At 69.4% G+C, this 26,752-nt stretch carries 22 protein-coding genes; 17 read left to right on the top strand and 5 right to left on the bottom strand.

Annotated features, from left to right (window positions below):
- Nucleotides 1–25: 25 nt before the first annotated feature.
- From ACAM54_RS25180 to ACAM54_RS25165, 4 genes are read left to right on the top strand one after another with little or no spacing between them, the layout of a single operon-like run.
- Nucleotides 26–4,228, top strand: coding sequence for a YhdP family protein (locus tag ACAM54_RS25180; RefSeq protein WP_369649291.1), 4,203 nt, complete (start codon nucleotides 26–28; stop codon nucleotides 4,226–4,228).
- Nucleotides 4,225–5,040 (top strand): carbon-nitrogen hydrolase family protein, encoded by an 816-nt coding sequence (locus tag ACAM54_RS25175; protein ID WP_145739156.1) that lies wholly within the window; start codon nucleotides 4,225–4,227, stop codon nucleotides 5,038–5,040. Before ACAM54_RS25180 ends, ACAM54_RS25175 begins: the two co-directional genes overlap by 4 nt.
- Before the next feature lie 19 nt (nucleotides 5,041–5,059).
- Complete coding sequence (locus tag ACAM54_RS25170; protein ID WP_369649290.1) at nucleotides 5,060–7,108, top strand: nitrogen regulation protein NR(II); 2,049 nt, start codon at nucleotides 5,060–5,062, stop codon at nucleotides 7,106–7,108.
- A 43-nt stretch (nucleotides 7,109–7,151) separates the two neighbouring features.
- Nucleotides 7,152–7,778 (top strand): response regulator transcription factor, encoded by a 627-nt coding sequence (locus ACAM54_RS25165; RefSeq protein ID WP_145739159.1) that lies wholly within the window; start codon nucleotides 7,152–7,154, stop codon nucleotides 7,776–7,778.
- A gap of 116 nt (nucleotides 7,779–7,894) precedes the next feature.
- On the opposite strand, the gene ACAM54_RS25160 is transcribed toward ACAM54_RS25165, so the two are convergent.
- The 3 genes from ACAM54_RS25160 to ACAM54_RS25150 all read right to left on the bottom strand — a co-directional run bounded on the left by ACAM54_RS25160 (nucleotide 7,895) and on the right by ACAM54_RS25150 (nucleotide 9,571).
- Nucleotides 7,895–8,458 (bottom strand): OmpA family protein, encoded by a 564-nt coding sequence (locus ACAM54_RS25160; RefSeq protein ID WP_369649289.1) that lies wholly within the window; start codon nucleotides 8,456–8,458, stop codon nucleotides 7,895–7,897.
- A 91-nt stretch (nucleotides 8,459–8,549) separates the two neighbouring features.
- Nucleotides 8,550–9,209, bottom strand: coding sequence for an OmpA family protein (locus tag ACAM54_RS25155; RefSeq protein WP_145739163.1), 660 nt, complete (start codon nucleotides 9,207–9,209; stop codon nucleotides 8,550–8,552).
- Nucleotides 9,210–9,406: 197 nt separating this feature from the next.
- Nucleotides 9,407–9,571, bottom strand: coding sequence for a hypothetical protein (locus tag ACAM54_RS25150; protein WP_186454098.1), 165 nt, complete (start codon nucleotides 9,569–9,571; stop codon nucleotides 9,407–9,409).
- On the opposite strand from ACAM54_RS25150, the gene ACAM54_RS25145 reads away from it, so the two are divergent.
- Together ACAM54_RS25145 and ACAM54_RS25140 are read left to right on the top strand one after the other, a co-directional pair.
- Entirely contained in the window at nucleotides 9,570–10,718 is a 1,149-nt protein-coding gene (locus tag ACAM54_RS25145) for a murein transglycosylase A (RefSeq protein WP_369649288.1), read from the top strand. The two genes, ACAM54_RS25150 and ACAM54_RS25145, sit on opposite strands and share 2 nt — an antisense overlap.
- Nucleotides 10,719–10,827: 109 nt before the next feature.
- Entirely contained in the window at nucleotides 10,828–13,080 is a 2,253-nt protein-coding gene (locus ACAM54_RS25140) for a PhoX family phosphatase (protein WP_369649287.1), read from the top strand.
- A gap of 22 nt (nucleotides 13,081–13,102) precedes the next feature.
- On the opposite strand, the gene ACAM54_RS25135 is transcribed toward ACAM54_RS25140, so the two are convergent.
- On the bottom strand, nucleotides 13,103–13,567 hold the full coding sequence (locus tag ACAM54_RS25135; RefSeq protein ID WP_047785924.1) for an Lrp/AsnC family transcriptional regulator: 465 nt from the start codon (nucleotides 13,565–13,567) through the stop codon (nucleotides 13,103–13,105).
- Nucleotides 13,568–13,672: 105 nt separating this feature from the next.
- Here ACAM54_RS25135 and mdeB point away from each other — a divergent pair, with 105 nt between their 5' ends.
- Nucleotides 13,673–16,351, top strand: a complete 2,679-nt coding sequence (gene mdeB / locus ACAM54_RS25130; RefSeq protein WP_369649286.1) for an alpha-ketoglutarate dehydrogenase — start codon at nucleotides 13,673–13,675, stop codon at nucleotides 16,349–16,351.
- 49 nt (nucleotides 16,352–16,400) lie between these two features.
- Here mdeB and ACAM54_RS25125 read toward each other — a convergent pair whose 3' ends face one another.
- Complete coding sequence (locus ACAM54_RS25125) at nucleotides 16,401–16,862, bottom strand: hypothetical protein (protein ID WP_369649285.1); 462 nt, start codon at nucleotides 16,860–16,862, stop codon at nucleotides 16,401–16,403.
- A 304-nt stretch (nucleotides 16,863–17,166) separates the two neighbouring features.
- On the opposite strand from ACAM54_RS25125, the gene ACAM54_RS25120 reads away from it, so the two are divergent.
- The 10 genes from ACAM54_RS25120 to ACAM54_RS25075 all read left to right on the top strand — a co-directional run bounded on the left by ACAM54_RS25120 (nucleotide 17,167) and on the right by ACAM54_RS25075 (nucleotide 26,737).
- A complete protein-coding gene (locus ACAM54_RS25120; protein WP_145739175.1) occupies nucleotides 17,167–17,943 on the top strand; it encodes a FadR/GntR family transcriptional regulator in 777 nt (258 codons plus the stop codon).
- Between the two features lie 170 nt (nucleotides 17,944–18,113).
- Nucleotides 18,114–19,436 carry an MFS transporter gene (locus tag ACAM54_RS25115; protein ID WP_369649284.1) on the top strand — a complete coding sequence of 441 codons (1,323 nt, stop codon included), beginning with the start codon at nucleotides 18,114–18,116 and terminating at the stop codon, nucleotides 19,434–19,436.
- 16 nt (nucleotides 19,437–19,452) lie between these two features.
- Nucleotides 19,453–20,379, top strand: coding sequence for an L-threonate dehydrogenase (ltnD, locus tag ACAM54_RS25110; RefSeq protein ID WP_369649283.1), 927 nt, complete (start codon nucleotides 19,453–19,455; stop codon nucleotides 20,377–20,379).
- The gene (locus ACAM54_RS25105) at nucleotides 20,376–21,269 is read left to right on the top strand and encodes an alpha/beta fold hydrolase (protein ID WP_369649282.1); all 894 of its coding nucleotides are present in this window, start codon (nucleotides 20,376–20,378) and stop codon (nucleotides 21,267–21,269) included. Before ltnD ends, ACAM54_RS25105 begins: the two co-directional genes overlap by 4 nt.
- A gap of 23 nt (nucleotides 21,270–21,292) precedes the next feature.
- Nucleotides 21,293–22,306, top strand: coding sequence for a D-erythronate dehydrogenase (gene denD / locus ACAM54_RS25100; RefSeq protein ID WP_369649281.1), 1,014 nt, complete (start codon nucleotides 21,293–21,295; stop codon nucleotides 22,304–22,306).
- A 2-nt stretch (nucleotides 22,307–22,308) separates the two neighbouring features.
- Nucleotides 22,309–23,580 carry a 3-oxo-tetronate kinase gene (otnK, locus tag ACAM54_RS25095; protein ID WP_369649280.1) on the top strand — a complete coding sequence of 424 codons (1,272 nt, stop codon included), beginning with the start codon at nucleotides 22,309–22,311 and terminating at the stop codon, nucleotides 23,578–23,580.
- Nucleotides 23,577–24,245: an aldolase gene (locus ACAM54_RS25090; RefSeq protein WP_369649279.1), complete on the top strand. Its 669-nt coding sequence runs from the start codon at nucleotides 23,577–23,579 to the stop codon at nucleotides 24,243–24,245. The genes otnK and ACAM54_RS25090 overlap by 4 nt, the downstream gene beginning before the upstream one ends.
- A gap of 25 nt (nucleotides 24,246–24,270) precedes the next feature.
- A complete protein-coding gene (otnI, locus tag ACAM54_RS25085) occupies nucleotides 24,271–25,089 on the top strand; it encodes a 2-oxo-tetronate isomerase (protein ID WP_369649278.1) in 819 nt (272 codons plus the stop codon).
- The gene (locus tag ACAM54_RS25080; RefSeq protein ID WP_369649277.1) at nucleotides 25,086–26,285 is read left to right on the top strand and encodes an amidohydrolase family protein; all 1,200 of its coding nucleotides are present in this window, start codon (nucleotides 25,086–25,088) and stop codon (nucleotides 26,283–26,285) included. The genes otnI and ACAM54_RS25080 overlap by 4 nt, the downstream gene beginning before the upstream one ends.
- Nucleotides 26,282–26,737, top strand: a complete 456-nt coding sequence (locus ACAM54_RS25075) for a RidA family protein (RefSeq protein WP_369649276.1) — start codon at nucleotides 26,282–26,284, stop codon at nucleotides 26,735–26,737. The genes ACAM54_RS25080 and ACAM54_RS25075 overlap by 4 nt, the downstream gene beginning before the upstream one ends.
- Nucleotides 26,738–26,752 lie beyond the last annotated feature (15 nt).

Raw genomic sequence — 26,752 nt, 5'->3', positions numbered from 1 at the left:
AATTCCGGACACAGCGCGATCCTCAATGAACGACACGGCGTCTTCCCCTTCACGTCTGCTCAAGATCACCGCTGCGACGGCGCGCTGGCTGCTGGGTTTACTGATCGCTGCATGGCTTCTGCTGGCACTGTCAGTGGTTGTCCTACACGCGTGGATTGTGCCGCGAATCGGCGATTACCGTGGCGCGCTCGAGGCACAAGCCAGCAAGGCCATCGGGGTACCCGTGCGCATCGGGTCGATCACGGCCCGTTCCGATAGTCTCTTTCCCGCTTTCGAGTTGCGCGACGTGGTGCTGCACGACGCCCAGAAGCGGGAAGCCCTGCGTCTCGTGCGGGTGGTGGCGAGCGTGTCGCCGCGCTCGCTGTGGCGCCTCAATTTCGAGCAGCTCTACATCGAGGGGCCGCAGGTCGACGTGCGGCGCGACGTGCTCGGCAAGCTGCACGTGGCGGGCCTCCACATGGACACCGACACCACCGGAGAGACCCGCGCCGCCGACTGGTTTTTCGCCCAGCGCGAGCTGGTGGTCGAAGGCGGCACCGTGCGCTGGACCGACGAGCAGCGCCAGGCCGAGCCCCTGCTCCTGACCGACGTGCGCTTCGTGGCGCGCAACACGGCCCGGCGCCACGGCCTCAGGCTCGACGCCACGCCGCCGGTCGGCTGGGGCGAGCGCTTCACGCTGCGCGGGCAGTTCCGCCAGCCGCTGCTGTCGGTGCGCTCGGGCCGCTGGCAGACCTGGGACGGCCAGGTCTATGCCGACCTGCCCTACATGGACGTCACCCGCCTGGGCCGCTATGTCTCCCTCGATGCCCGCATCCGCGAAGGCAGCGGCGCGCTGCGCCTCTGGGCCGACGTGAAAAGGGGGCAGATCGTGGGCGGCGCGGCGGACCTCGGGCTCGACCGCATCGACGCCTCGCTGGGCCGGGGCCTGCAGCCGCTGGTGTTGCGCGCGGTGACCGGACGGCTGGCCGGCCAACTGGACGAGGAAAAGCTCGAGTTCTCGACCGCCGCCCTGCAGTTCGACACCGCGGACGGCATGCGCTGGCCCGGCGGCAACCTGTGGCTGCAGCACTCCCCCGCGCGGGGCCGCACGCCGGAGCAGGGCGCCTTGCGCGCCGACCGGCTCGACCTGGCCGCGCTGGCCCTCATTGCCGACCGGCTGCCGCTGGGCGATGCCACGCACCGCGTGCTCGACGCCTATGCGCCGCGCGGGCTGGTCGAGCGCATCGACCTGAACTGGCAAGGCTCGCTGGGCGCCCCTGAACGCTACCAGGCCAAGGGGCGGGTCAGCGGCCTGCGCGTCGCCTCGCAGGCGGCGGCCACGCCTGAAGCCGCCCCCGCCCCACCGGCCACCGCGGCCAGGCCCGCCGGCGCCGCGCCCGCCGCCCAGCGGCCGCATGCCGGCTCGCCGGGCCTGAGCGGGGCCACCGTCGAGTTCGACGCCACCCAGGCCGGCGGCAGCGCCGCACTGTCGATGGCGCAGGGCACGCTCGAATTTCCGGGGGTATTCGAGGAACCGGTCATTCCCATCGACCGTCTCGCGGCCCAATTGCAGTGGAAGCTCGACAAGGGCCACGCGCAATTGCAGGTTTCCAAGCTGCGCTTCGCCAATGCCGATGCCGACGGCGAAGCCGAAGCCAGCTGGCGCACCAGCGATCCCGCCGTGTCCCGCGGGCAGTCGCTCTACCCCGGCGTGCTCGACCTGCAGGGCAAGCTGACCCGCGCCGACGGCACGCGCGTGTTCCGCTACCTGCCGCTCGAGATCCCCCAGCACACGCGCGACTACGTGCGCGACGCGGTCACCAAGGGCACGGCCAGCAGCGTCGACTTCCGCGTGCGCGGCGACCTGCACGACATGCCGTTCATGGACCCGAAGCAGGGCGAGTTCCGCATCGTGGCCAAGGTGGCCGACGTCAACTACGCCTATGTGCCGCCGGCCTCGGCCATTGCCGCGTCCACGGCATCCAAGGCGCCGGCCTCCGCGGCCCGCAGCGGTGCGCCGGCGCCGGCCTGGCCCGCGCTCACGGGGCTTTCGGGCGAACTGGTGTTCGAGCGCGCGGGCATGCTGGTGCGCAACGCGCGCGGCCGGCTGGCGGGTGCCACCGGCATCGAGGTGACCAAGGCCGAGGCGCAGATTGCCGACATGTCGCACCATGCCTCGCTGCTGCGCGTCGATGCCCAGGCCAAGGGCCCGCTCGCCGAACTGCTGCGCGTGGGCGCGCCGCTGGCCGGGGAAACCGGCGAGGTGCTGTCCCGCGCGCGCGCCACCGGCACGGCCGACTACCGGCTGCACCTCGAACTGCCGCTGGCCGCGCTGGAGGCGGCCAAGGTCCAGGCCAGCATCGCGCTCGCCGACAACGAGCTGCAGCTGGTGCCCGAGGCACCGTCCTTCACCCATGCGAAGGGCGTCGTCGGCTTTACCGAAACGGGCTTTTCGCTGGCCGGCGTCAACGCCAGGCTGCTCGGCGGCGACGTTCGCGTCGAAGGCCGCGGCCGCTTTGCCGGGCCCAACCGCGAGCTGGCATTGAAGGCGCAGGGCACCGCAACGGCCGAGGGCCTGCGCGCGGCGCGCGAGGCCGAGTGGCTCACGCGCATCGCGGCCAAGGCGAGCGGCGGCACGCCCTATGCGGCCACCTTCTCGATGCGCGACGGCGCGCCGGAGTTCTCGCTCACCAGCACGCTGCAGGGCCTGGCGCTGCAGCTGCCCGCCCCGCTCGTGAAGACGGCGGACGAACAGATGCCGCTGCGCATCGAGAAAAAGGTGCTGCAGCGCGAGACCCGGGCGGGTGCCGCCGTTGCCGTGCAGGACCAGCTCTCGATGGAGCTCGGCCGCATCGGCGCCGCCCAGTATGTGCGCGACATCTCCGGCGCCGAAGCGCGCGTGCTGCGCGGCAGCATCGGCATCGGCCTTGCCGCGGGCGATACCGCCCCCTTGCCCGACAAGGGCGTGCTGGCCAACGTCAACGTCGCGAAGCTCGACATGCCTGCGTGGCAGGCGCTGGTCGGCGACACCGGAAGCAGCGCGGCCGAAGCGGCGGGCAATGCCGAGCGGCCCGAAGACGCGGCCACGGGCTACCTGCCCACGCGCATCGCGGTGCGTGCGCAGGAACTCGGCATCGCGGGGCGCACGCTGCACAACGTGGTGCTCGGCGGCACGCGCGACGGTGCGCTCTGGCGCGCCAACATCGACGCCACCGAACTCAGCGGCTATGCCGAGTACCGCCACACCCAGGCCGGGCGGCTCTATGCGCGGCTGGCGCGGCTCAAGATTGCGCCCACCGAAGCCAGGCAGGTCGAAACCCTGCTCGACGAGCAGCCGGGCACGCTGCCCGCGCTCGACATCGTCATCGACGACTTCGAACTGCTGGGCAAGCGCCTGGGCCGTGCCGAGATCGATGCCGTCAACCGCGGCGGCGCGGGCCGCGAATGGATGCTCAACAAGTTGAGCTTCACCATGCCCGAGGCCAGTTTCTCGGCCAAGGGCACCTGGGCCGCCGCGCCGGGCGGCACCCCCGGGCGTGCAGAGCAGCGCCGCACGGCCATGACCTTCAGGCTGGAGATCGCGGACGCGGGCGATCTGCTCGCGCGCTTCGGCATGCCCGGCGTGCTGCGGCGCGGCAGCGGGCGGCTCGAAGGCGAGGTCAACTGGCGCGGCTCGCCGTTCTCGCTCGACTATCCGAGCCTGGGCGGGCAGCTCCAGGTCAACGTCGAATCGGGCCAGTTCCTCAAGGCCGACCCCGGCCTGGCCAAGCTGCTCGGCGTGCTGAGCCTGCAGGCGCTGCCGCGCCGGCTCACGCTGGATTTCCGCGATGTCTTCAGCCAGGGCTTCGCCTTCGACTTCATCCGCGGCGACGCAAAAATACACAACGGCATCGCGAGCACCAACAACCTGCAGATGAAGGGCGTCAACGCGGGCGCGCTGATGGACGGCTCGGCCGACATCGTGCGCGAAACGCAGGACCTGCGCGTGGTGGTGGTGCCCGAGATCAATGCCGGTACGGCCGCGCTGGTGGCCACCGCGATCAACCCCGCGATCGGCCTGGGCACCTTCCTCGCGCAGTGGGTGCTGAGCAAGCCGCTTGCGGCCGCCGCCACGCAGGAGTTCCATATCGAAGGCACCTGGGCCGACCCCAAAATAGCCAAGGTGCCACGATCCATCCTGCCGAACGCACCTGGCCTTCCCGCGGCGCCGGCCGGCGGGCAGGGCAAGAAAACGGAGACCACGCAATGAAAGTCGCAGCCATCCAGATGGTGTCGGCCATCGCCCGCGAAGCCAACCTCGCACGCGCGCACGGCCTGCTAGCGCAAGCCGCCGCGGCCGGTGCCGAACTGGCGGTGCTGCCCGAGTATTTCTGCATGATGGGCGCGCGCGACACCGACAAGCTGGGCCTGCGCGAGACCGCGGGCGCGGGCACCGTGCAGGGCTTTCTGGCCGACGCGGCGCGCGAGTTCGGGCTCTGGATCGTGGGCGGCACGCTGCCCATCGAAAGCGGCGACGCCGAGCACGTGTTCAACAGCTCGCTGTGCTATTCGCCCGATGGCCGGTGCGTGGCGCGCTACGACAAGATCCATCTCTTCTTCTTCGACAACGGCAGCGAGCGCTACGACGAGCGCCGCGTCATCGCGCCGGGCGCCGAGCCCGTGCTGTTCGAGCTGCCCTCGCGCGACGGCCATCGCTGGCGCGTGGGCATGAGCGTCTGCTACGACCTGCGCTTTCCCGAGCTCTACCGCGCGCTCGCCAAACGCGGCGCCGAGCTGCTGCTGGTGCCCAGTGCCTTCACCCGCACCACGGGCGCCGCGCACTGGGAAGTGCTGCTGCGCGCGCGGGCCATCGAGAACCTGGCCTGGGTGGTGGCGCCCGCGCAGGGCGGCACGCACGAGAACGGCCGCCATACCTGGGGCCAGTCGATGGTGGTCGACCCCTGGGGCACGGTGGTGGCGCAGCAGGCGAGCGAAGAGGGCGTGGTGCTGTTCGACATCGATGCCGGGCAGATCGAGCGGGTGCGTGCGCAGCTGCCCGTTCTTTCGCACTGCGTGCTCTAGTGTTGTGAACAGGCCCTAGATGGAGGAGGCTTTGGCTGTCGCACCGCCCCGGTGGGCGCTGTCGGCGTTCGCGCGCCTGCGCTCGCTCTGGCAGCGCTGGTTTCTCTGGCTGATCCTGGCCGTGCTGGTGTCGGCGCTGCTGGTCACCGTGGTGTGGCTCGCGGGCCGGCACGAGGTCGAGCAGGTCCAGGCGAACCTCGACCGCGACACCGCCGACGCGGTTTCGGACCTTCGCATCGGCCTGCAGCGCAACGCCCAGAGCCTGCGCGCCACCCAGGCCTCGGGCCTGGACCGCACGCATTGGCCCGACGCCGCGGCCTCCCTGCTGCGCGAGCACCGCGAGTGGCTGCGGCTCGAATGGCGCGACGCCGCGCTGCGTCCGCTCGAAGCGGTGAACACGCCCTACCGCATGCGGCTGATCGCCGACGAGAGCCGCGGCGCCGACCAGTCCGACGTGGGCCTCGCCTGCGCGGCCGCGCGCAAGCTCGGCGCGCCGGCCTATTCGCCGAGCCACTACGTGCCGATCCTCGGCGGAGGCGGCGTCGAGGTGATGGAACTGTGCGTGCCGATCGATGCGGGCGGCTTCCTGGTGGCGAGCTACTCGCTGCGCGACACGCTCATCGAGCTGGTCGGCCCCACGCTCACGCGCGGCCAGGAAGTGGCCTTTACCGAGGCCGACGGCACGCGCCTGGTGGCGCTCGGCACCTCGCGCCGCACCGGAACGCGCGTCTTCACCTCGCAGCAGCTGATCGACCTGCCCGGTGCCGCGCTGATGCTGCGCGTGGACGGCTGGCGCGCCGCGCCCGATCTCTTTCCGAACGTGCTGACGGCGCTGGTCACGGCCATTTCGATCGCGCTGGTGTCGGTGCTGGTGCTGCTTGCGCGCGACACGCGCCGCCGGCTGCGCGCCGAACGCGACCTGGCCGATGCGCTGGCCTTCCGCAAGGCGATGGAAGACTCGGTCATCACCGGCCTGCGCGCGCGCGACCTGCAGGGGCGCATCACCTACGTGAACCCCGCGTTCTGCGAAATGGTCGGCTTCAGCCCCGAAGAGCTGATGGCCGGCAGCGGCGAAGACATCGAGGCCCCCTATTGGCCGACCGAGCTGGCGCACGAATACCAGCAGCGGCAGGCCCGGCGGCTGGCCGGCGGCATGCCGCCGCGCGAGGGCTTCGAATCGGTCTTCATGCGCAAGGACGGTACGCGCTTTCCGGTGCTCATCTTCGAGGCCCCGCTGATCAACGCGCATCGCGTGCAGACCGGCTGGATGAGCGCCTTCATCGACATCAGCGAGCAGCGCCGCATCGAGGAGCTCTCGCGCGCCAGCCAGGAACGGCTGCAGGCCAGCGCGCGGCTTGCCACGGTGGGCGAGATGGCCTCGCTGCTGAGCCACGAGCTCACGCAGCCGCTGGCCGCCATCGCCAGCTATGCGACGGGGTCGCTCAACATGCTCGGGCCGCACGCCAAGGGCGAGCAGGCCGAGGTGGCCATGGCGGTGCGGCGCATTGCCGAGCAGGCCGACCGCGCCGGCCAGGTGATCCGCAGCGTGCACGACTTCGTGCGCCGCCGCGACCGCACGCGCGAGGCGGTGGCGCCGCAGGCGCTGATCGATGCGGTGCTGCCGCTGGTGCGGTTGCAGGCGCGCAAGCTCGGCGTGAGCATCGAGGTGGCGCTCGAAGACCGCCTGCCTCCGGCCGTGTGCGACCGCACGCTGGTCGAGCAGGTGCTGCTGAACCTGGCGCGCAATGCGATGCAGGCCATGGATACGGCGGAGCACGTGGGCGAGCGCGTGCTGCGGCTGCGCGTGTCGCGCGTTGTCGCGGTCGGCGGCCCGGGCGCGGAGGACGCCCGGCGCTGGCTGGAGTTCTCGGTCGCCGATCTCGGCTGCGGCATCAGCGAAGAGGTGGCCGGCCGCCTCTTCACGCCTTTCTTCACCACGCGTGCCGACGGCATGGGGCTGGGCCTCAGCCTGTGCCGCACCGTGGTGGAGCAGCATGGCGGGGTGCTCGTGTTCGAGCCCAACCGCCCCCGGGGCACCGTGTTCCGGTTTACCCTGCCGAGTACATGATTTACTCCCAGGCTTTTGCGCCCGTTTCTGGAATCGACATGACATGCAACCGCTGATCGACGGCCTGATCTTCATCGTGGACGACGACGCCAGTGTGCGCGAGGCACTGGCCTGGCTGCTGCGCTCGCGCCGCCTCGAGAGCGAACACTTCGCGAGCGCCGAGGCCTTCGAGCTGCGCCTGGCCGAAGGCCCGCTGCCCGATCAGCCGCTGTGCCTGCTGCTGGACGTGCGCATGCCCGGCACCAGCGGGCTGGTGCTGTTCGACCGGCTCGCCGAGCGCGGCCTGCTGGACGCCATGCCGGTGATCTTCCTGACCGGCCACGCCGACGTGCCCACGGCCGTGGACGCGGTGAAGCGGGGCGCCTTCGACTTCTGCGAGAAGCCGTTCTCCGACAACGCCCTGGTCGACCGCATCGAGCAGGCGCTGGGCGCTTCGCTGCGGGCGCTGGAGGTGCGGCGCGTGCGGCGCAGCCTGGCTGGCCGCGTCGCCGAACTGACCGACCGCGAGCGCGACGTGATGCGGCTCGTGGTCGAGGGCCTGCCGAACAAGCTGATCGCCGATCAGCTGGCGATCAGCGTGCGCACGGTGGAGGTCCACCGCGCACGCGTGTTCGACAAGATGGAAGTGAAATCGGCGGTCGAACTGGCCAACCGCCTCAGAGATCTCTAGCTGTCACGAGCTTCGGTTTTTCGTGTGAACACCGCGGAACCGGCTTTGCCGGGCCGCTGGTGTTGCCCCCTGGAAGGGGGTTGGCGAAGCGACACGAAGTGCGCGAAGACTGGGGGTCAGCTTTTTTCCGCGACGAAGATCTCGACGCGGCGGTTCTGGGCCCGGCCGGCCGGCGTGCCGTTGTCGGCGATCGGTTCGCGCGAGCCGCGGCCGTCGGTGGTGATGGCCGTGGTCGAGACGCCGCGGCTGACCAGGTGGTTGCGCACGCTGTCGGCGCGGCTCACCGAGAGGCGCTCGTTGCCTTCCTCGCTGCCGGTGTTGTCGGTGTGGCCCACCACGCGCACGCTGGCTGCGGCGGCGCTGCGCAGGCCTTCGGCCACCTTGTCGAGCACCTGCGCCAGGTTGCGCTTGACGTTGGCGCGGCCCACGTCGAACGACAGTTCGTTGGGAACCACGAGATGCAGCTGGTTGTCCGCGGTCTGCTCGATCACCACGCCCGTGCCCTTGGTGGAATTCTCCAGCTCGGTCTTGAGCGCCGCCAGGCGCGCAGTCCAGCTGTTGGCCGGCGCAGCCGCCTGGGCGGCTGGTGCGGCGGCCGATCCCGGCGCGGGCGACTGCGAGGCGCACCCCGCAACGAACAATGCGGCCGCAGCCGCACCCGAAACAACAAGCTTCCTCATGAGTTTTTCCCTCTTTGTGAACATGAAACGATGGCGATGGGCGCCGGCCGCTCCCGCACGGCCGGCTTTGTTTTTATATCAGCCGATCCGGTCAGCCCCGCGGCGCGCGCTCGCCCACGTAGATCTCGACGCGGCGGTTCTGCGCCCGGCCGGCATCGCTGTTGTTGTTGGCGATCGGCTCGTGCGAACCGCGTCCTTCGATGCGGAAGGCCGCGGCGCTCACGCCGCGCGCCACCAGGTAGTCGCGCGTGCTGGCGGCGCGGTCGACCGACAGCGGATTGTTGATGGCGTCCGAGCCGGTGTTGTCGGTGTGGCCGATGATGCGCACCTCGGCGTTCGGGTTGTTGCGCAGGCCGCTCGCGAACTGGTCGAGCACCGGTGCGAAGTTGGGCTTGATGTTGGAGCGGCCCACGTCGAAGGAGACGTCGCTCGGGATCTGGAGCTTGAGCTCGTTGTTCGGGGTTTGCGTCACGGCCACGCCGGTGCCCTGGGTGGCGGCTTCCATCTGGCGCTTCTGGTTTTCCATGCGCTGCGACCACAGGTAGCCGCCGAGCGCGCCGGCCGCGGCGCCGACCACGGCACCGGTGCCGATGGCGCCGCGGTTGCCGCCGGTGGCGGAACCGATGGCCGCACCGCCCAGCGCGCCGATGCCGGCGCCGATGCCGGTGTTGCGCTGGGTATCGGTCATGCCGCCGGCACAGCCGGACAGGACGAGGGCGGCAGCGGTGGTGGCGAGTACAAACTTTTTCATGGCAATCCCTTTCAAGGTTGAATCAGGCGGGCCACAGCTTAGCCTCGGCGAACCTGCAATGGTACGGCCTTCCCAACTTGCAGGAAAGAAGAAAACTTTCTGCAAAGCCCCGTGAATGCTGCGATGATTGCTACTAAAGTAATAGCTGATAGCCTGTTCTCCGACATTCCGCTGCGACTCTCGGCTACGCAAGTAATTCACGCTTCGGGCGGCGGATTCTTTTTCTCGCCGGCGCCGTTGCCATCGGCGGCCTCGCCGTCGTCATGCAGTTCGCCCTTTTTTCGACCGGAAAACATGGTCCACCAGACGATCAATATGAACACGAGCCCGGCCCCGAGGGCTTCAAGCAAAATCAAACCCATGAGAAATGGACTCCAGTGGCTGGTTGGGCTCGCGATCGTAGCAACGCTGGCCGGCTGCTCGATCGCCCCGCGCGCGCCCGACACCCCGGCCCGGCCGGCCGCCACGCCGCCGCGCGACCTCGGACCGCTGACCGGTTCGCTCGCGCATCCCAAGAGCCGGTGGGTGCCGGTCGGCTGGTCGGAGCTGCCGGGTTTCGGCGACGACCCGCTGCACGAAGCCTGGATCGCGCTCCTGGCCAATTGCGCACGGCCCAACGCCGCCTTTGCGCCACTGTGCCGCGAGGTGCGCCAGCTGGCCATCGCCACGCCCGAGGAACAGCGCCAGTGGATGACCGACAGGCTGCAGCCCTACCGCGTCGAATCTCTCGCGGGCTCGAGCGAAGGCAAGCTCACGAGCTACTACGAGCCGGTGTACGAGGCCTCGCGCGTGCCCACCGCCACCTTCAACATTCCGATCTACCAGGCGCCCGACGGGCTGGTGCCGCGCCGGCCCTGGTACACCCGCCAGGAAATCGAAACCCTGCCCGAAGCCCAGGCCGCGCTGCGCGGCCGCGAGATCGCCTGGATGGCCGACCCCATCGACGCGCTGATGCTCCACATCCAGGGCTCGGGGCGCCTTCGCATCACCGAGGCCAACGGCATCCAGCGCACCGTGCGCGTGGCGTTCTCGGCCACCAACGAGCAGCCGTACAAGAGCGTGCAGCAATGGCTGATCGGCCAGGGCGTGACCAAGGTCGGCAAATGGCCCGAGGACACCAAGGCATGGGCCGCGCAGAACCCGCAGCGCGTGACGCAGCTGCTGTGGAGCAATCCGCGCTACGTGTTCTTCCGCGAGGAAACCATGAGCGAGCTCGATGCGGCCTTCGGCCCGCGCGGCGCGCAGGGCGTGCCGCTGACGGCCGGGCGCTCCATTGCGGTCGACCGCGACAGCATCCCGTACGGCACGCCGGTCTGGCTCGCATCGAGCGGGCCGGCGGCGCAGCTGCAGAAACTGGTGGTCGCGCAGGACACCGGCAGCGCCATCCTGGGCGCCGTGCGCGCCGACTACTTTGCCGGCACCGGCGCCGATGCCGGGCGCCTGGCCGCCAGCATGAACCAGCCGCTGCGCCTGTGGGCGCTGTGGCCCAGGCAAATGCCGGCGCCCTGAACGCCGAGCAGATGCGCCTGACCGCAAGCTGAGCGTTTCACGCGGATGTCATGCGAATTGCCTAACTTCGCGGGTTGGATTCCTTTTCAACCCACGAAAGCGATTGCGCATGACCGCAAACAACCGTACCGACGCCAACGGCATCGATCTTGACGACATCGGCACCAACCCCAGCCCGAATCCGTCCTTCACCGACCTGATCGCCTCGCGCCTGAGCCGCCGCCATCTGTTCGGCCTGGGCGTCGGCACGGCCAGCACCGCGCTGCTGCAGGCCTGCGGTGGCGGCGGCAATGGCGGCGTGGCTTTCCCGATCATTCCGCCTGCACCGGCCCCCGCTCCTGCGCCGGCCCCGGCGCCAGCCCCCGCGCCGGCTCCCGCACCGGCCAAGCTCGGCTTCAATGCCGTGGCCAAGAGCCTTGCCGACGTGGTCACCGTGCCCGCCGGCTACACCGCCAGCGTGCTCTATCGCCTGGGCGACCCGATCGCCGCAGGCGTGGCCGCCTACAAGAACGACGGCACCGACGATCCGGCCACCTACGACCGGCGCGCCGGCGACCACCACGACGGCATGACCTTCTTCGGCATGAACGCGTCGAACAAGTGGGACGCAGCCAGCGCCGCGCGCGGCCTGCTCGTGATGAACCACGAAGCCATCACCCCGCTGTTCCTGCATCCCGCCGGCCAGACCATCAGCGGCACCGGCAACGCCGCGGTGCGCACCTCCGCCGACGAAGTGCTGCGCGAGTTCTACCTGCACGGCGTGAGCGTGATCGAGATCAACAAGAGCGGCAACGCCTGGAGCTACAAGCAGGACTCGAGCTTCAACCGCCGCGTCCACACGCTCACCGAAATGGCGTTCTCGGGCCCGGCCGCCAAGACCGACTACCTGAAGACCAAGTATTCGACCGACGGCAGCAAGACCCGCGGCACACTCAACAACTGCGCCAACGGCACCACGCCCTGGGGCACCTACCTGACCTGCGAAGAAAACTGGGCCGGCTACTTCCGCCGCATCAAGGCCACCGACGACCCCAGCCGCAGCGCCAAGGAGATCGCCTCGTTCACCCGCTATGGCGTGGCCAGCACCGGCCGCGAACTCTGGGCCACCGTCACGCCCGACACGGCCGACAACCTCTACGGCCGCTGGAATGCCCAGGTGGTCGGCGCCACCGCCACCGACGACTTCCGCAATGGCGCCAACACCTACGGCTGGGTGGTCGAGATCGATCCCTTCAACCCCTCCAGCACCCCCAAGAAGCGCACCGCGCTCGGCCGTTTCGGCCATGAAGGCGCCTGCCTCGGCCCGGTCGTGGTCGGCAAGCCGCTGGTCTGGTACATGGGCGACGACTCGCGCAACGAGTACATCTACAAGTTCGTCTCGGCGAAGAACTGGGATGCGGCCGACGTGGGCGGCGGCACCGCGGCCGGCGACAAGTACATGGACGACGGCCGCCTCTACGTGGCCAAGTTCAACGCCGACGGCACCGGCGCGTGGCTCGAACTGAAGCTCGGCGTCAACGGCATCACCGCGAGCAATCCGGCCTATGCCTTTGCCGATGCGGCCGACGTGGTGGTCAACGCGCGCCTCGCGGCCGACGCCGCCGGCGCCACCAAGATGGACCGCCCGGAGTGGACGGCCGTCAATCCGAAGACCGGCGAGGTGTACGTCACCCTCACCAACACCAACGCCGCCTCGCGCCCCATCACCGCCACCGACGGCGCCAACCCGCGCTTCTACAACGACAAGACGACCACTGGCTCGGACCAGAAGGGCAATCCGAACGGCCACGTCGTGCGCTTCGCCGACGACAACGCCGACCCGGCCTCGCTGAGCTTCAAGTGGGACGTGTACCTGTTCGGCGCGCGCTCCACCGCCTCGGCCGACGTCAACCTGTCGCAGCTGAGCGCCGACAACGACTTCTCCAGCCCCGACGGCATGTGGTTCAGCCACGCCACCGCCGGCCTGCTCTGGCTGGAGACCGACGACGGCGCCTACACCGACGTCACCAACTGCATGCTGCTGGCCGCGCTGCCGGGCAAGGTCGGCGACGGCGGCGCCAGGACCATCACCAACATCGATGGCGCCACCACGCGCACCCAGGACACCTTCGTGGGCAAGGCGCCCGGCACCGACGGCCTGCGCCGCTTCCTGGTCGGCCCGAAGGACTGCGAGATCACCGGCATTGCCGAATCCGGCGACGGCCGTGCGCTGTTCGTGAACATCCAGCACCCGGGCGAGGGTTCGAAGGACATCGCCAATCCTGATGGCTACATCAGCCACTGGCCGGATGGCGCCAAGAGCCGCCCGCGCTCGGCCACGGTGGTCATCACCAGGGATGACGGCGGCCTGATCGGCCTCTGACCGGTTGCGCTGCCGCTGCCTCCTACCGGGGCAGCGGCAGCGCCGTCTTGTAGCGCACCTGCTTGAGCGCAAAGCTCGAGCGGATCTTCTCGATGCCCGGAATCGGCGTGAGCTGTTCCAGGATGAATTTCTCCAGCGCCGCCATGTCGGCCACGGCGATGCGGATCAGGTAGTCGCTGTCGCCCGTCATCAGGTAGCACTCCATCACCTCGTCATGCTCGGCAATGCGCTGCTCGAAGTCGGCGAGCGACTGCTTGCTTTGCGTCGTGAGGCTGATCGAGATGAACACATTGAGCCCCAGGCCCAGCGCCTTGGCGCTTGCGAGCGCCACGTAACGGTCGATCACGCCGTTCGCCTCGAGCATCTTCACGCGCGCGAGGCAGGGCGAGGGCGAGAGGTGCACGCGGCGCGCCAGCTCCACGTTCGAGAGCGCGCCGTCGCGCTGCAGCTCGTCGAGAATGCGCAGGTCGATGGCATCGAGTTGCATGAAATGCCGACAAATAAAGAATCGCCGGAATTTTATGCTGCGAAGCCCGCATGGGATTGCGTGCGCCGGTAGCTAATTTGCCGCTTAGCGGCCTAAAGTGCCGGCATGAACGCCCCGATTTCCACCGACCAGATGCGTGCGCTGCTGCTCGACACGCCGCTCTCGCACGACCCCGATCCGGCCGAGACCGCCGAATGGCGCGACGCCTTCCTGGCGCTGGCCCAGGCCCACGGCCCCCAGCGCGCCCGGCAGATGCTGGTGGAACTGGCCCGCCTCGCGCGGCAGCAGCGCATCGGCTGGCAGCCCGAGCTTGCCACGCCCTACGTCAACACCATTGCGGTGGAAGACCAGCCGCCGTTCCCCGGCGACCTCGCCATCGAGGAGCGCCTGGCCTCGCTGATGCGGTGGAACGCCCTCGCGATGGTGGCCAGGGCCAACCAGGCGTATGGCGAACTCGGCGGCCACATCGCGAGCTATGCGAGCGCGGCCGACCTGTTCGAGACCGGCTTCAATCACTTCTTCCATGCGCGCAAGGACTCGGGCGACGATGCGCACCGCGGCGACCTCGTCTTCTTCCAGCCGCACAGCGCGCCCGGCGTCTATGCCCGCGCCTACCTCGAAGGCCGCCTCGGCGAAGAAGACCTCAAGCACTACCGCCAGGAACTCACCGCGCCCGCCTTCACCCGAGGCAGCGGCGCGCGCGGCCTCAGCAGCTACCCGCATCCCTACCTGATGCCGGACTTCTGGCAGTTCCCGACCGGCTCGATGGGCATCGGCCCGATCAGCTCGATCTACCACGCGCGCTTCATGCGCTACCTCACGCACCGCCATCTGCTCGACTGCGAGGGCCGGAAAGTGTGGGGCGTGTTCGGCGACGGCGAGATGGACGAGCCCGAATCGATGAGCGCCCTGACGCTGGCCGCGCGCGAGAAGCTCGACAACCTCGTGTGGGTGGTCAACTGCAACCTGCAGCGCCTGGACGGCCCGGTGCGCGGCAACGGCCGCATCATCGACGAGCTCGAAAAGCTCTTTGCCGGCGCGGGCTGGAACGTCATCAAGCTCATCTGGGGCAGCGACTGGGACGGCCTGTTCGCGCAGGACGTGAGCGGTGCGCTGGCGCGCGTGTTCGCCGAAACCGTCGACGGCCAGATGCAGACCTTCGCGGCCAAGGACGGCCGCTTCAACCGCGACAACTTCTTCGGCCAGAACCCCGAGCTCGCGCGCCTGGCCGAAGGCATGACCGACGAGCAGATCGACCGCCTGAAGCGCGGCGGCCACGACCTCGTGAAGATCCATGCGGCCTACGCCGCCGCGGCCGCGCACAAGGGCCGGCCCACCGTGATCCTCGCCCACACCAAGAAGGGCTACGGCATGGGCAGCGCCGCGCAGGGCAAGATGACCACGCACTCGCACAAGAAGATGGGCGACGTCGATTTGCTCGAATTCCGCGACCGCTTCAGCCTGCCGCTCACCGATGCGCAGGCCATTGCGATGGACTTCTACCGCCCGCCCGAAGACAGCGCCGAGATGCAGTACCTGCGCAGCCACCGCGCCGCGCTCGGCGGCGCCATGCCGCGCCGCGAGACAGCGTGCGACATCGTGCCCAAGCCCGACATCGCAAGCTACGCGCAGTTCGCCACCGCAGCGGCCGGCAAGGAGATGAGCACCACCATGGCCTTCGTGCGCATGCTGGGCAACCTCATGAAGGACGCTGCGCTCGGCCCGCGCATCGTGCCCATCGTGGCCGACGAGGCGCGCACCTTCGGCATGGCCAACCTGTTCAAGCAGGTCGGCATCTATTCGAGCGTGGGCCAGCGCTACGCGCCCGAAGACATCGGCTCGGTGCTGAGCTACCGCGAAGCCACCGACGGCCAGATCCTCGAAGAGGGCATCAGCGAAGCCGGCGCCATTGCCAGCTGGACCGCCGCGGCCACCAGCTACAGCGTGCACGGCCTGGCGATGCTGCCCTTCTACATCTACTATTCGATGTTCGGCTTCCAGCGCGTGGGCGACGCCATCTGGGCCGCGGCCGACCAGCGTGCACGCGGCTTTTTGCTCGGCGCCACCTCGGGCCGCACCACGCTCGGCGGCGAAGGCCTGCAGCACCAGGACGGCAGCAGCCACCTCGTGGCCGCGACCATTCCCAACTGCAAGGCCTACGACCCGGCCTTCGCGGGCGAGATGGCGGTGATCGTCGATGCGGGCATCCGCGAAATGATGGTCGAGCAAAAGGACGTGTTCTATTACGTCACGCTCATGAACGAGAACTACGCGCAGCCCGACGTGCCGCAAGGCGCGGAGGCCGGCATCCTGCGCGGCTGCTATCGCTTCGGCGTGTATGCGCCGGTTTCAGGCGAGGCGAAGAAGAAGGTCACGCTGATGGGCTCGGGCGCGATCCTCACCGAGGTCGTGAAGGCCGCGCAGTTGCTGGCCAACGAAGGCATCGAGGCCGAGGTGTTCAGCGTCACGAGCTGGAGCGAGCTCGCGCGCGACGGGCAGGCTTGCGAGCAGCGCGCGATCGCGGGCGAGAAGAAGGAAGCCGGCGTGCCGTTCATCGCGCAGCAGCTCGGCACCGGCAAGGGCCCGATCATTGCCGCCACCGACTACGTGCGCGCCGTGCCCGAGAGCCTGCGCGCCTTCCTGCCCGAGGGGCGCCGCTACCTCACGCTGGGCACCGACGGGTTCGGGCGCAGCGACACGCGCGCGGCGCTGCGGCAGTTCTTCGGGGTGGATGCGGGGAGCATTGCGCGGGCTGCGCGCTACGCGCTCGGCACCGCCTGTTGAGTTCCGGCGAGCCCCGGGGCTAGCGGCTGCGGCCCGCACGGTTCCTGGATCAACCGCCGGCCAGGAGCGCGAAGCTCGGCTTCATCGTCATCAAGGCTGCGACAACGCCGAACAGGGCGATCACGCTCACACGCCCCACGAAGGCGGACCCCTCGCTTGCAAACGCCCCGACCTGCTCATCCGAAGCCCTGCCACCGAGCGCCGATTCGACCCGCGACTCCCAAGGGGCGACGAATTCGCTTCGCACCACCATGGCAGCGGCAATGACGGCGAATGCCGCCAGCAGCCATGGTGTCCACAGTGGCCAGCCGCCGAGGAACACCAGAGCGATTCCGGCGAGCACGCCCAGGTTGAGCAGCAAGTGTGCGAGCCGGCCGGCGCGCAGCGCCATCCTTGCGGGCTGCGATCGGCCTTTCCGGGCAATGGCAAGAAGCAGTTCGCCGGCCACGAACGACAGAAGTGCCGCGAATGTCGCGCCGGCGTGGATCATCAGGGCAGTCGTGTACAGCATCGGCGTGCTCAGGCAACGCCTGCCTCGCCGAATTGAGGACGGCACTTCAGGTGGCCTTTGAGTTGGGTTTTCATGCGTTCGATCTCCGTTCAGGTCGTTGAGCGATTTCGTGTGCCCAAAGAATACGAGTGAAGGCTCGTATTGGCCTACTCGCATTCCCGGGACGCGCGTTACACCATGCGGACCGGCCTTTCACGGGCAGAAGATGCGTCATCTACTCGCATTCCTGGCGGCACAGGATGTGCGGGCGTGCCGCTTGCGCAGGCCTGCGTTAGAGTCGCAGGCCCCATCCCTTTCGCGACTCATGACCGCCCGCTTCCAATCCATCGCTCCCGGTGCCCGCCTCGCCGACCAGGTGGCCGACGCATTGGCCGCCGAAGTGCGCAGCGGGCGCCTGTCGGAAGGCGACCGCCTGCCGACCGAGGCCGCGCTGGCCGAGCAATTCGGCGTGAGCCGCACCGTGGTGCGCGAGGCGGTGTCGCGGCTCAAGTCGCTGGGGCTGCTCGATTCGCGCCAGGGCAGCGGTGTGTACGTGCGTGCCGCGGGCGTGGAGCCGCTGCGCTTCGAGATGCCTCACGTGGCTTCGCGCGAAGCGGTGATCCAGATGGTCGAGCTGCGCCGCGCGCTCGAAGCCGAGGTGGCCGCGCTCGCGGCCGAACGGCGCACGCCCGACGATGTGCAGCGCATCCAGGAGGCCATCGGCGCGCTGCATGCGGCCGTGGCCGCAGGCGGCAACGGCGCCGAGGAAGACGTGCGCTTTCACCGCGCCATCGCCGAGGCCGCACGCAACCCGTTCCTGATCGGCACGCTGCAATACCTGCGGCAGTTCCTGCATGGCGCCACGCGCGTCACGCGCGCCAACGAGGCGCGCCGGGCCGATTTCGCGCGCGAGGTGGCGCAGGAGCACGCCCGCATCGTCGAGGCCATCGAGGCCGGCGATCCGCTGCGGGCCCGCGAGGCGGCCAAGTCCCACATGGACAACGCGATCCGCCGCATCGAGCAGGCCGATCCCGCGTTCTGGCAGCAGGAGGGCGCGCAGCTCGCGCGGCCGCTGGTCGAAGGCTGGCCGGTCGGCAGCTGAGCCGCGACACACCAGGTCACCAAAAAGGCACTGCGGACGGGGGAATGTTCGGGTTTACCCGAGGCGAAGCTCCGAAATCAAATTTGTATGATGACCTGACAAATAGGGGCGGCCGCGCGAACCAGCGACGGCAAGGCCTCTTTCTCATCCAAAGCGGGACAACCCTTCTCATGACTTCCTCCACCCTTCCGGTTGGCGCTCTGCCCGTGTCCGCCGACGCCGCGCTCGAAAAGCGCGCCTATGCCAAGGTGTTCTGGCGCCTGGTTCCCTTTTTGATGCTGTGCTACGTGGTCGCGTACCTCGACCGCGTGAACGTGGGCTTTGCCAAGCTGCAGATGGGACAGGACCTGGGCTTCAGCGAAACGGTGTTCGGCCTGGGCGCGGGTATCTTCTTCCTCGGCTACTTCTTGTTCGAGGTGCCGAGCAACCTGCTGCTCAACCGCGTGGGTGCGCGCATCTGGATTGCGCGGATCATGATCACCTGGGGCGTGCTGTCGGTCTGCTTCGTGTTCGTGGAAACGCCGACCAGCTTCTACATCCTGCGCTTCCTGCTCGGCGTGGCGGAGGCGGGTTTCTATCCCGGCGTGATCCTCTACCTGACCCACTGGTATCCGGCGCACCGGCGCGCGCGCATCATCGCGGTCTTCATGTCGGCCATCCCGGTGGCGGGCATCTTCGGCAACCCGCTGTCGGGCTGGATCATGGACGCCTTCCACGGCGTGTCGTCGATGCACGGCTGGCAGTGGATGTTCATCATCGAGGCCATTCCGGCCGTGCTCGTGGGGGTGATGGTGCTGCTCTACCTGGACAACGGCATCCAGCATGCGCGCTGGCTCTCGCCCGAGGAGAAGAGCCTGCTGCAGCGCGAGGTCGAGCGCGACCAGGCGCATGGCGCCAAGGGGCCGCACTCCGTGGGTGCCATGTTCCGCGACATGCGCGTGTGGTGGATGGCGCTCATCTATTTCGCCTTCGTGATGGGCCAGTACGCGCTGACCTTCTGGCTGCCCACGCTGGTCAAGGCCACGGGCGTGAAGGGCAACCTGCACATCGGCCTTTTGAGCGCCATTCCGTTCATCTGCGCGATCGTCGCGATGAACCTCTTCGGCCGCAGCGCCGACCGCCGGCAGGAGCGCCGCTGGCACCTGATCGTGCCCGCGCTGATGGGCGCCATCGGCTTCACGGTGGCCGCGTCGTACACGCAGAATACGGTCGTGTCCCTTGCATTTCTTTCGCTCGCCGCGGCCGGCGTACTGACCTGCGCGCCGCTGTTCTGGTCGCTGCCCACGGCCTTCCTCTCGGGCACGGCGGCGGCCGCCGGCATCGCGGCCATCAACTCGGTGGGCAACCTGGCGGGCTTCGTCAGCCCCTACCTCATCGGCTACCTGAAAGACCTCACCGGCAGCACGCAGATCGGCATGTATGTGCTGGCCGGCGCACTGGTGCTCGGCGCCATTGGCGTGTGGCTCACGCCCAAGCAACTCGTGAATCGCTGATCGAAAGAACCCTCACATGACTTCCAACACCAACACACCCGTCGTCGGCGTCGTGGGCCTCGGCGCCATGGGCAGCGGCATGGCGCAGTCGCTGCGCCGCGCGGGCTACGAGCCGCATGTGTTCGACGTGCGCCTCGATGTCGCTCACGCCTTTGCGCGCGACGGCGGCGTGGCCTGCGACACGCTGGCCGCACTCGGCGGGCAGTGCGACATCGTGGTATCCGTGGTGGTCAACGCGGCGCAGACGGAGTCGGTGCTGTTCGGCGACGGCACCACGCCCGGCTGCGCGGCGTCGATGAAGCCCGGCAGCCTGTTCGTGATGTGTTCCACCGTCGACCCGAACTGGTCGGTCGCGCTCGAGGCGCGCCTGGCCGCAGAAGGCATCCTGTACCTCGACGCGCCGATCTCCGGCGGCGCCGCCAAGGCCGCGAGCGGCCAGATGACGATGATGACCGCCGGCACGCCAGCGGCCTATGAAAAGGCCGGCGCCGTGCTCGACGCGATGGCGGCCAAGGTCTATCGTCTGGGCGACCGCGCGGGTGCGGGCAGCAAGGTCAAGGTCATCAACCAGCTGCTGGCCGGCGTGCACATTGCCGCGGCCGCCGAGGCCATGGCGCTGGGCCTGCGCGAAGGGGTGGACCCGGCCGCGCTGTACGAAGTCATCACGCACAGCGCGGGCAACAGCTGGATGTTCGAGAACCGCATGGCACACGTGCTGGCGGGCGACTACACGCCGCTGTCGGCCGTCGATATCTTCGTGAAGGACCTGGGCCTGGTGCTCGACGTGGCGCGCGCCAGCAAGTTTCCGCTGCCGCTGTCGTCCACCGCGCACCAGATGTTCATGCAGGCATCGACCGCGGGCTTCGCGCGCGAGGACGACAGCGCGGTCATCAAGATTTTTCCCGGCATCGAACTGCCGGCCGCAAACGGAAAAGCTTCGTGAGCGATCTCAAGACCATCGACACGCCGCTGCTTCGCATCGGCTACGAAGAGTGGAACCCCGGCGGTACCGCCACCGTGGTGCTGATGCATGGCTGGCCCGACAGCACGCGCAGCTGGCATGGCGTGGCGCCGAGCCTGGCCGAGGCCGGCTGGCGCGTGCTCGCGCCCGCCCTGCGCGGCTTCGCACCCACGCGCTTCCTGCATGACGGCACGCCGCGCAGCGGCCAGCTCTCCGCGCTCGGGCGGGATCTGCTCGATTTCATCGACGCGCTCGGCCTCGACAAGCCCGCGCTGGTCGGCCACGACTGGGGCGCCCGCGCGGTGGCCAACGCCTGCGGGCTGAGGCCCGAGGTGGCGCGCGCGCTGGTGCTGATGTCGGTCGGCTACGGCACCAATGCGCCAGGCCAGCCGATGGCGCTCGAGCAGGCGCGCAACTACTGGTATCACTGGTACATGGCCACGCCGCGCGGCGAACGCACGGTGCACGACGACCGCATCGCCTTCACCCGGATGATGTGGGACACCTGGGCGCCCGCGGGCTGGTACGAGAAAGCCGAATTCGAGGCCACAGCCGCCGCCTTCGCAGGCGACGACTGGGCGCGGGTGGTGCTGCATTCCTACCGCCACCGCTGGGGCTACGCGTCCGGCGATCCGCGCTATGCGGCGGACGACGCCGCGCTCGATCCGGCGCCGGTGCTGCCCGTGCCCACGCTCGTGCTGCATGGCGCGGCCGACAGCTGCAATCATCCCGATACTTCGGCAGGCAAGGAGCGATTCTTCAGCGGCCCCTACCGCCGCGAACTGCTCGACGGCGTCGGCCACTTCCCGCAGCGCGAAGCGCCCGCGGCGGTGGCGGCCGCGCTGCTGCGCTTCCTGCCCGCCATTGCCTGAATCCAGAAAGAGAAGACGACACCATGAACATCCTCATCACCGGCGGCTGCGGTTTTCTCGGCGCGCGGCTCGCCCGCACGCTGCTCGCAGGCGGCCCGCTGGCGCTGGCCGGCGGCACGGCACAGCCGATCTCCCGCATCACCCTGGCGGACCGCGTGGCGCCGCCCGCCGACCTGCAGGCCGATGCCCGCGTGCAGTTCGTGCAGGGCGACCTGTACGAGCAGGCCGCCAATGGCACGCTGCCGCTGGCCGGCACCCACGCCGTGTTCCACCTGGCCGCGGCCGTGAGCGGCGAATGCGAGGCCGACTTCGACCTGGGCATGCGCAGCAATCTCGACACCACGCGCGCCCTGCTCGACGCCTGCCGCCGCGCGGGCCATGCGCCGGTGTTCGTGTTCTCCAGCTCGGTCGCGGTGTTCGGCGATTCGCCCGAGCAGCGGCTGCCTGCGGTGATCGAGGACACCACCCTGCCGACGCCGCAGAACAGCTACGGCATCCAGAAGTTCATCGGCGAGCAGCTGGTGGCGGACTTCACGCGCAAGGGTTTCGTGCAGGGCCGCAACGTTCGGCTCATGACGGTCTCGGTGCGGCCGGGCCGGCCCAACGGTGCGGCCTCGAGCTTTTTGAGCGGCATGCTGCGCGAGCCGCTGGCCGGTGAGCGCGCGCGCTGCCCCGTGGCGCCCGAGACGGCGGTTGCGCTCGCATCGCCCGGCAACACCGTCGCGGGCATCGTGCGCGCGGCCACGGCCAGCGCTGCCGAATGGGGCGCGCGCACCGCCGTCAACCTGCCGGCGCTGACCACCACCGTGCGCGAGATGGCCGGGGCGCTCGAGCGCATCGCCGGCAAGGACGCCACCGGACTGATCGACTGGGAGCCCGATGCAGCCATCGCGAAGATCGTGACCAGTTGGCCCAGCCGCATCCATGCGGCGCGCGCCGAGGCGCTGGGCCTCCAGGCCGACGCGAGCTTCGACGCCATCCTGCGCGACTACGTGCGCGAGAACCCGCAGGCGGTGAAGCTGCCGGTGAAAGGCTGACCATGGCGAAGCTTCTGCTCGGCTGCATCGCCGACGATTTCACCGGCGCCACCGACCTCGCCAACAACCTCGTGCGCGCCGGCATGCGCGTGGTGCAGGCGATCGGCGTGCCGGCCACGCCGCTGGCCGCCGACGTCGATGCGGTGGTCGTCGCACTCAAGTCGCGCACCATCGCGCCGGCCGAGGCCATTGCACAGTCGCTCGAGGCACTGCGCTGGCTGCAGGCGCAGGGCGCGCAACAGATCTACTTCAAGTACTGCTCCACCTTCGACAGCACGCCGCAGGGCAACATCGGCCCCGTGACCGAGGCGTTGATGGAAGCGATGCAATGCGACTTCACCATCGCCACGCCCGCCTTCCCCGACAACAAGCGCACCGTGTTCAAGGGCTACCTGTTCGCGGGCGATGTGCTGCTCAACGAGAGCGGCATGCAGAACCATCCGCTCACGCCCATGACCGATCCGAACCTCGTGCGGGTGCTGCAGGCGCAGTGCACGCGCAAGGTAGGGTTGATCGACCATGCGGTGGTGGCGCGCGGCGCGGCGGCCGTCACCGAACGCATCGAGCAGCTGAAAGGCGAGGGCGTGTCGATCGCCATCGTCGATGCCGTGTCGAACGACGACCTGCTGCGCCTTGGCCCGGCGCTCGCGAAGATGCCGCTGCTCACCGCGGGCTCGGGCGTGGCCATCGGGCTGCCGGCCAACTTCGGCCTGGCGCCGTCGTCGCAGGCCAGTGCGCTGCCGACGGCCGCCGGACTGCGCGCCGTGGTGTCGGGCAGCTGCTCGCTCGCCACCAACCGGCAGGTGCTCGACTTCATCCAGCGCGGCGGCGCGGCGCTGGCCGTCGATCCGCTTCGCATTGCCGCAGGCGTGGACGTCGTGGCCGAAGCGCTGGCCTGGGCCGCGCCGCTGATCGGCAGGCAGCCGGTGCTGGTGTATTCCACCGCCGAGGCCGGCGCCGTGAAATCGGTGCAGGGCAGGCTCGGGGTCGAGGAAGCCGGCGCGATGGTCGAGCGCACCATTGCCGCCGTTGCGCGCGGCCTGGTCGAGCGGGGGGTGCGCCAGCTGGTGGTGGCGGGCGGCGAGACCTCGGGTGCCTGCGTGCAGGCGCTGGGCATCGCGCAAATGCAGATCGGTCCGCAGATCGACCCCGGGGTGCCGTGGTGCCATGCGCGCACCGACGTTGCGGAAGGCCTGCCGGTGCACATCGCGCTGAAGTCGGGCAACTTCGGGGGGGACGATTTCTTCACCAAGGCCTTTACAGTGCTGGCATGACCGAGAACCAAGCCCGCGAAGAAATCTGCCGCGTCGGCCGCAGCCTGTTCGAGCGCGGCTACGTGCATGCCACCGCGGGCAACATCAGCGTGCGGCTGGACGATGGCTTCCTCATCACGCCGACCGATGCCTGCCTGGGCTTTCTCGATCCGGCACGCCTGGCAAGACTCGATGCGCAGGGCCAGCAGACCGGCGGCGACCGCGCCAGCAAGACCATTGCGCTGCACACCCGCATCTACGCCGCGGCGCGCAGGTTCGATGCCAACACGGCCTGCGTGATCCACACGCACAGCACGCACTGCGTCGCGCTCACGCTGGCGAACACGCCGGGCGACGAACTGCTGCCCGCGCTCACGCCGTATTTCGTGATGAAGGTCGGCCACGTGCCGCTCATTCCGTACCACCGCCCCGGCGCGCCCGAAGCGGCCGAACTCGTGGCGCAGGCCATCGAGCGCCATGGCGCGGCCGGCACGCCGGTTCGCGCCGTGATGCTCGAACGCCTCGGTCCCAATGTCTGGCACGAGAGCCCGGCCGCCGCGATGGCCGTGCTGGAGGAGCTCGAGGAAACCGCCAAGCTCCGGCTGCTCGCCGGCACCGCCAGGCCCGAGCCGCTCGGCAACGAACAGATCGATGAACTGCGCCGCACCTTCGGCGCGCGCTGGTAGCCAGCAGTAGTAGTAAAAACACGCCATGCCCCAATTCGCCGCCAACCTCTCGATGCTCTATCCGGAGCTCGACTTCCTCGACCGCTTCGAAGCCGCCGCGAAGGACGGCTTCAAGGCCGTCGAGTATCTTTTTCCCTATCCCTACGAGCGCCGCCAGATCGCGGCCCGCCTGAAGGACAACGGCCTGCAGCAGGTGCTCTTCAACGCCCCGCCGGGCGACTGGGACCGCGGCGAGCGCGGCCTGGCCTGCCTGCCGGGCCGCGACGCCGAATTCCGCGAGGGCATGACCACGGCCATCGACTATGCGGTGGCGCTCGGCTGCCCGCGCATCCACGTCATGGCCGGCCTGGTGCCCGAAGGCCTGGAGCGCGAGGCCGTGCAGCCCGTGTACATCGACAACCTGCGCTGGGCCGCGGCCGAGGCGGCCAAGGCCGGGCGCGACGTGCTGATCGAGCCGATCAACACGCGCGACATTCCGCGCTTCTTCCTGAACCGGCAGGACCATGCGCACGAGATCGTCGACATGGTGGGCGCGCCCAACCTCAAGGTGCAGATGGACCTGTACCACTGCCAGATCGTCGAGGGCGACGTGGCCATGAAGATCCGCAAGTACCTGCCCACCGGGCGCGTGGGCCACATCCAGATTGCCGGCGTGCCCGAGCGCCATGAGCCCGACATCGGCGAGCAGAACTATCCCTACCTGTTCGACCTGATCGACGACGTGTCGGCGCAGTGCGGCTGGCAGGGCTGGGTCGGCTGCGAGTACCGGCCCCAGCGCGGTTCGGAACCCGGCGGCACCTCGGCCGGACTGGGCTGGCTGCGGGCGCTGCGACAGCGCGCATGAAGCTCGAGTCGCTGCGCATTCCATCGCGGCTGCGGGGCTTTGCCGCGGGCGATGCGCAGGTCTTCGACGTCACGCTGGCCGGCGACAGGGTGCAGGCCGTCGTGCCAAGCGCATCGCAGTCGCAGGCGCGCGGCACCTTGTTGAGCGCGCTGGTCGAGGCGCATGCGCACATCGACAAGAACTACACCGTGCAGGAAGTCGGCGCGGCCGAGGGCAACCTGTTCGCGGCCATCGATCGCATGGCGAAGCACCGCGCGGGCTGGAGCGGCGAAACGCTGCGTCCGCGCATGGAACGCGCGCTGCGCGAGGCCTGGCAGTCGGGCACGCGCGCGCTGCGCACCCACATCGACTGGGTAGAGGGCGAGCCGCCCGCCGCGCTGGCGGTGTTCGAAGCGCTGCGCGAAGAGTGGCGCGGCCGCATCGAGCTGCAGTTCGTCTCGCTCACGCCGCTGGACCTGTTCGCCGATCTCGCGGCCGGCGAGCGCATTGCGCGCGAGGTGAAGCGCGCGGGCGGCGTGCTGGGCGCCTTCGTGTATCGCAACGAGGGCCTGGTGCACAAGCTGGGCCGCGTGTTCGACCTCGCGCAGGACCACGGCCTGGGCCTCGACTTCCATGTCGACGAAGGGCTCGACGCCGATGCGAGCGGCCTGCGCAGCATCGCGCAGCTGGTGCGTGCGCGCGACTTCCGGCGCGGCGTGGTCTGCGGCCACTGCTGCTCGCTGGCGATGCAGGACGATGCCGTCGCCAACGAAACGCTGGCGCTGTGCGCGGGCGCCGGCCTCCACATCGTCGCGCTGCCGACCACCAACCTCTACCTGCAGGGCGCCTGGGACCGCACGCCCGTGCCGCGCGGCATCACGCGCATCCGCGAGGCGGCGGCACGGGGCTTGCGTGCGAGCCTGGCAACGGACAACGTGCAGGACGCCTTCTATCCCTATGGCAGCTACGACCTTCTCGAAACCTTCGGCCTCGGCGTGCAGACGGCGCACCTCGCGCCCGCTGACGAATGGCTCGACGCGATCACCCTCAGCCCCGCGAAGGCGCTCGGCCTTGCGTGGGACGGCCGCATCGCACCGGGCTGCCCCGCGGACCTGGTGCTGCTCGCAGCCACCGGCGAGCATGAACTCGTCGGTCCGCGCGGACGCCGGCGCATCGTGATCCGAGGCGGTCAAAAAATTCTGGAGCCAACACGATGAGCATGGGCAAACCAATGGCCAACTACGCCGCCGCCAAGCGCGTGGGCGATTTCGTCTTCATGAGCGGCGTGGTTGCGGTCGATCCGGCCACGCGCCGTGCCGTGGCCGGCTACGACGCCATTCCCGAGGAAGCCCGCACGGCCCTGCAGGGCCTGGGCTATGCCACGGGGCAGATGTCGGTCGACATCTTCGAGGCCCCCATCGTGGCGCAGAGCTGGTTCGTGCTCGAGCGCATCCGCCAGATCGCGGCCGAACACGGCGGCACCATGGAAGACGTGGTGAAGCTGGTGCAATACTTCCGCCACCTGCCGCACTACGCGTTCTACAACCGCGTGCGCGGCCTGTTCTATCCGGGCGAGCCGCCGGTCAGCACGGTGGTCGAGGTGTCGCGCTTCCTGCCGGGCGACGAGGTGCTGGTGGAGGTCGAAGCCACCATGTACCTGCCGAAATAGGCACTCCCCCAAGCT

It is taken from the genome of Variovorax sp. V93 (assembly GCF_041154485.1).
GTDB classification, from domain to species: Bacteria; Pseudomonadota; Gammaproteobacteria; order Burkholderiales; family Burkholderiaceae_C; genus Variovorax; species Variovorax beijingensis_A.
The sequence above is the reverse complement of the archived record's forward strand: the minus strand, read 5'-3'. Positions and strand labels throughout refer to the sequence as shown.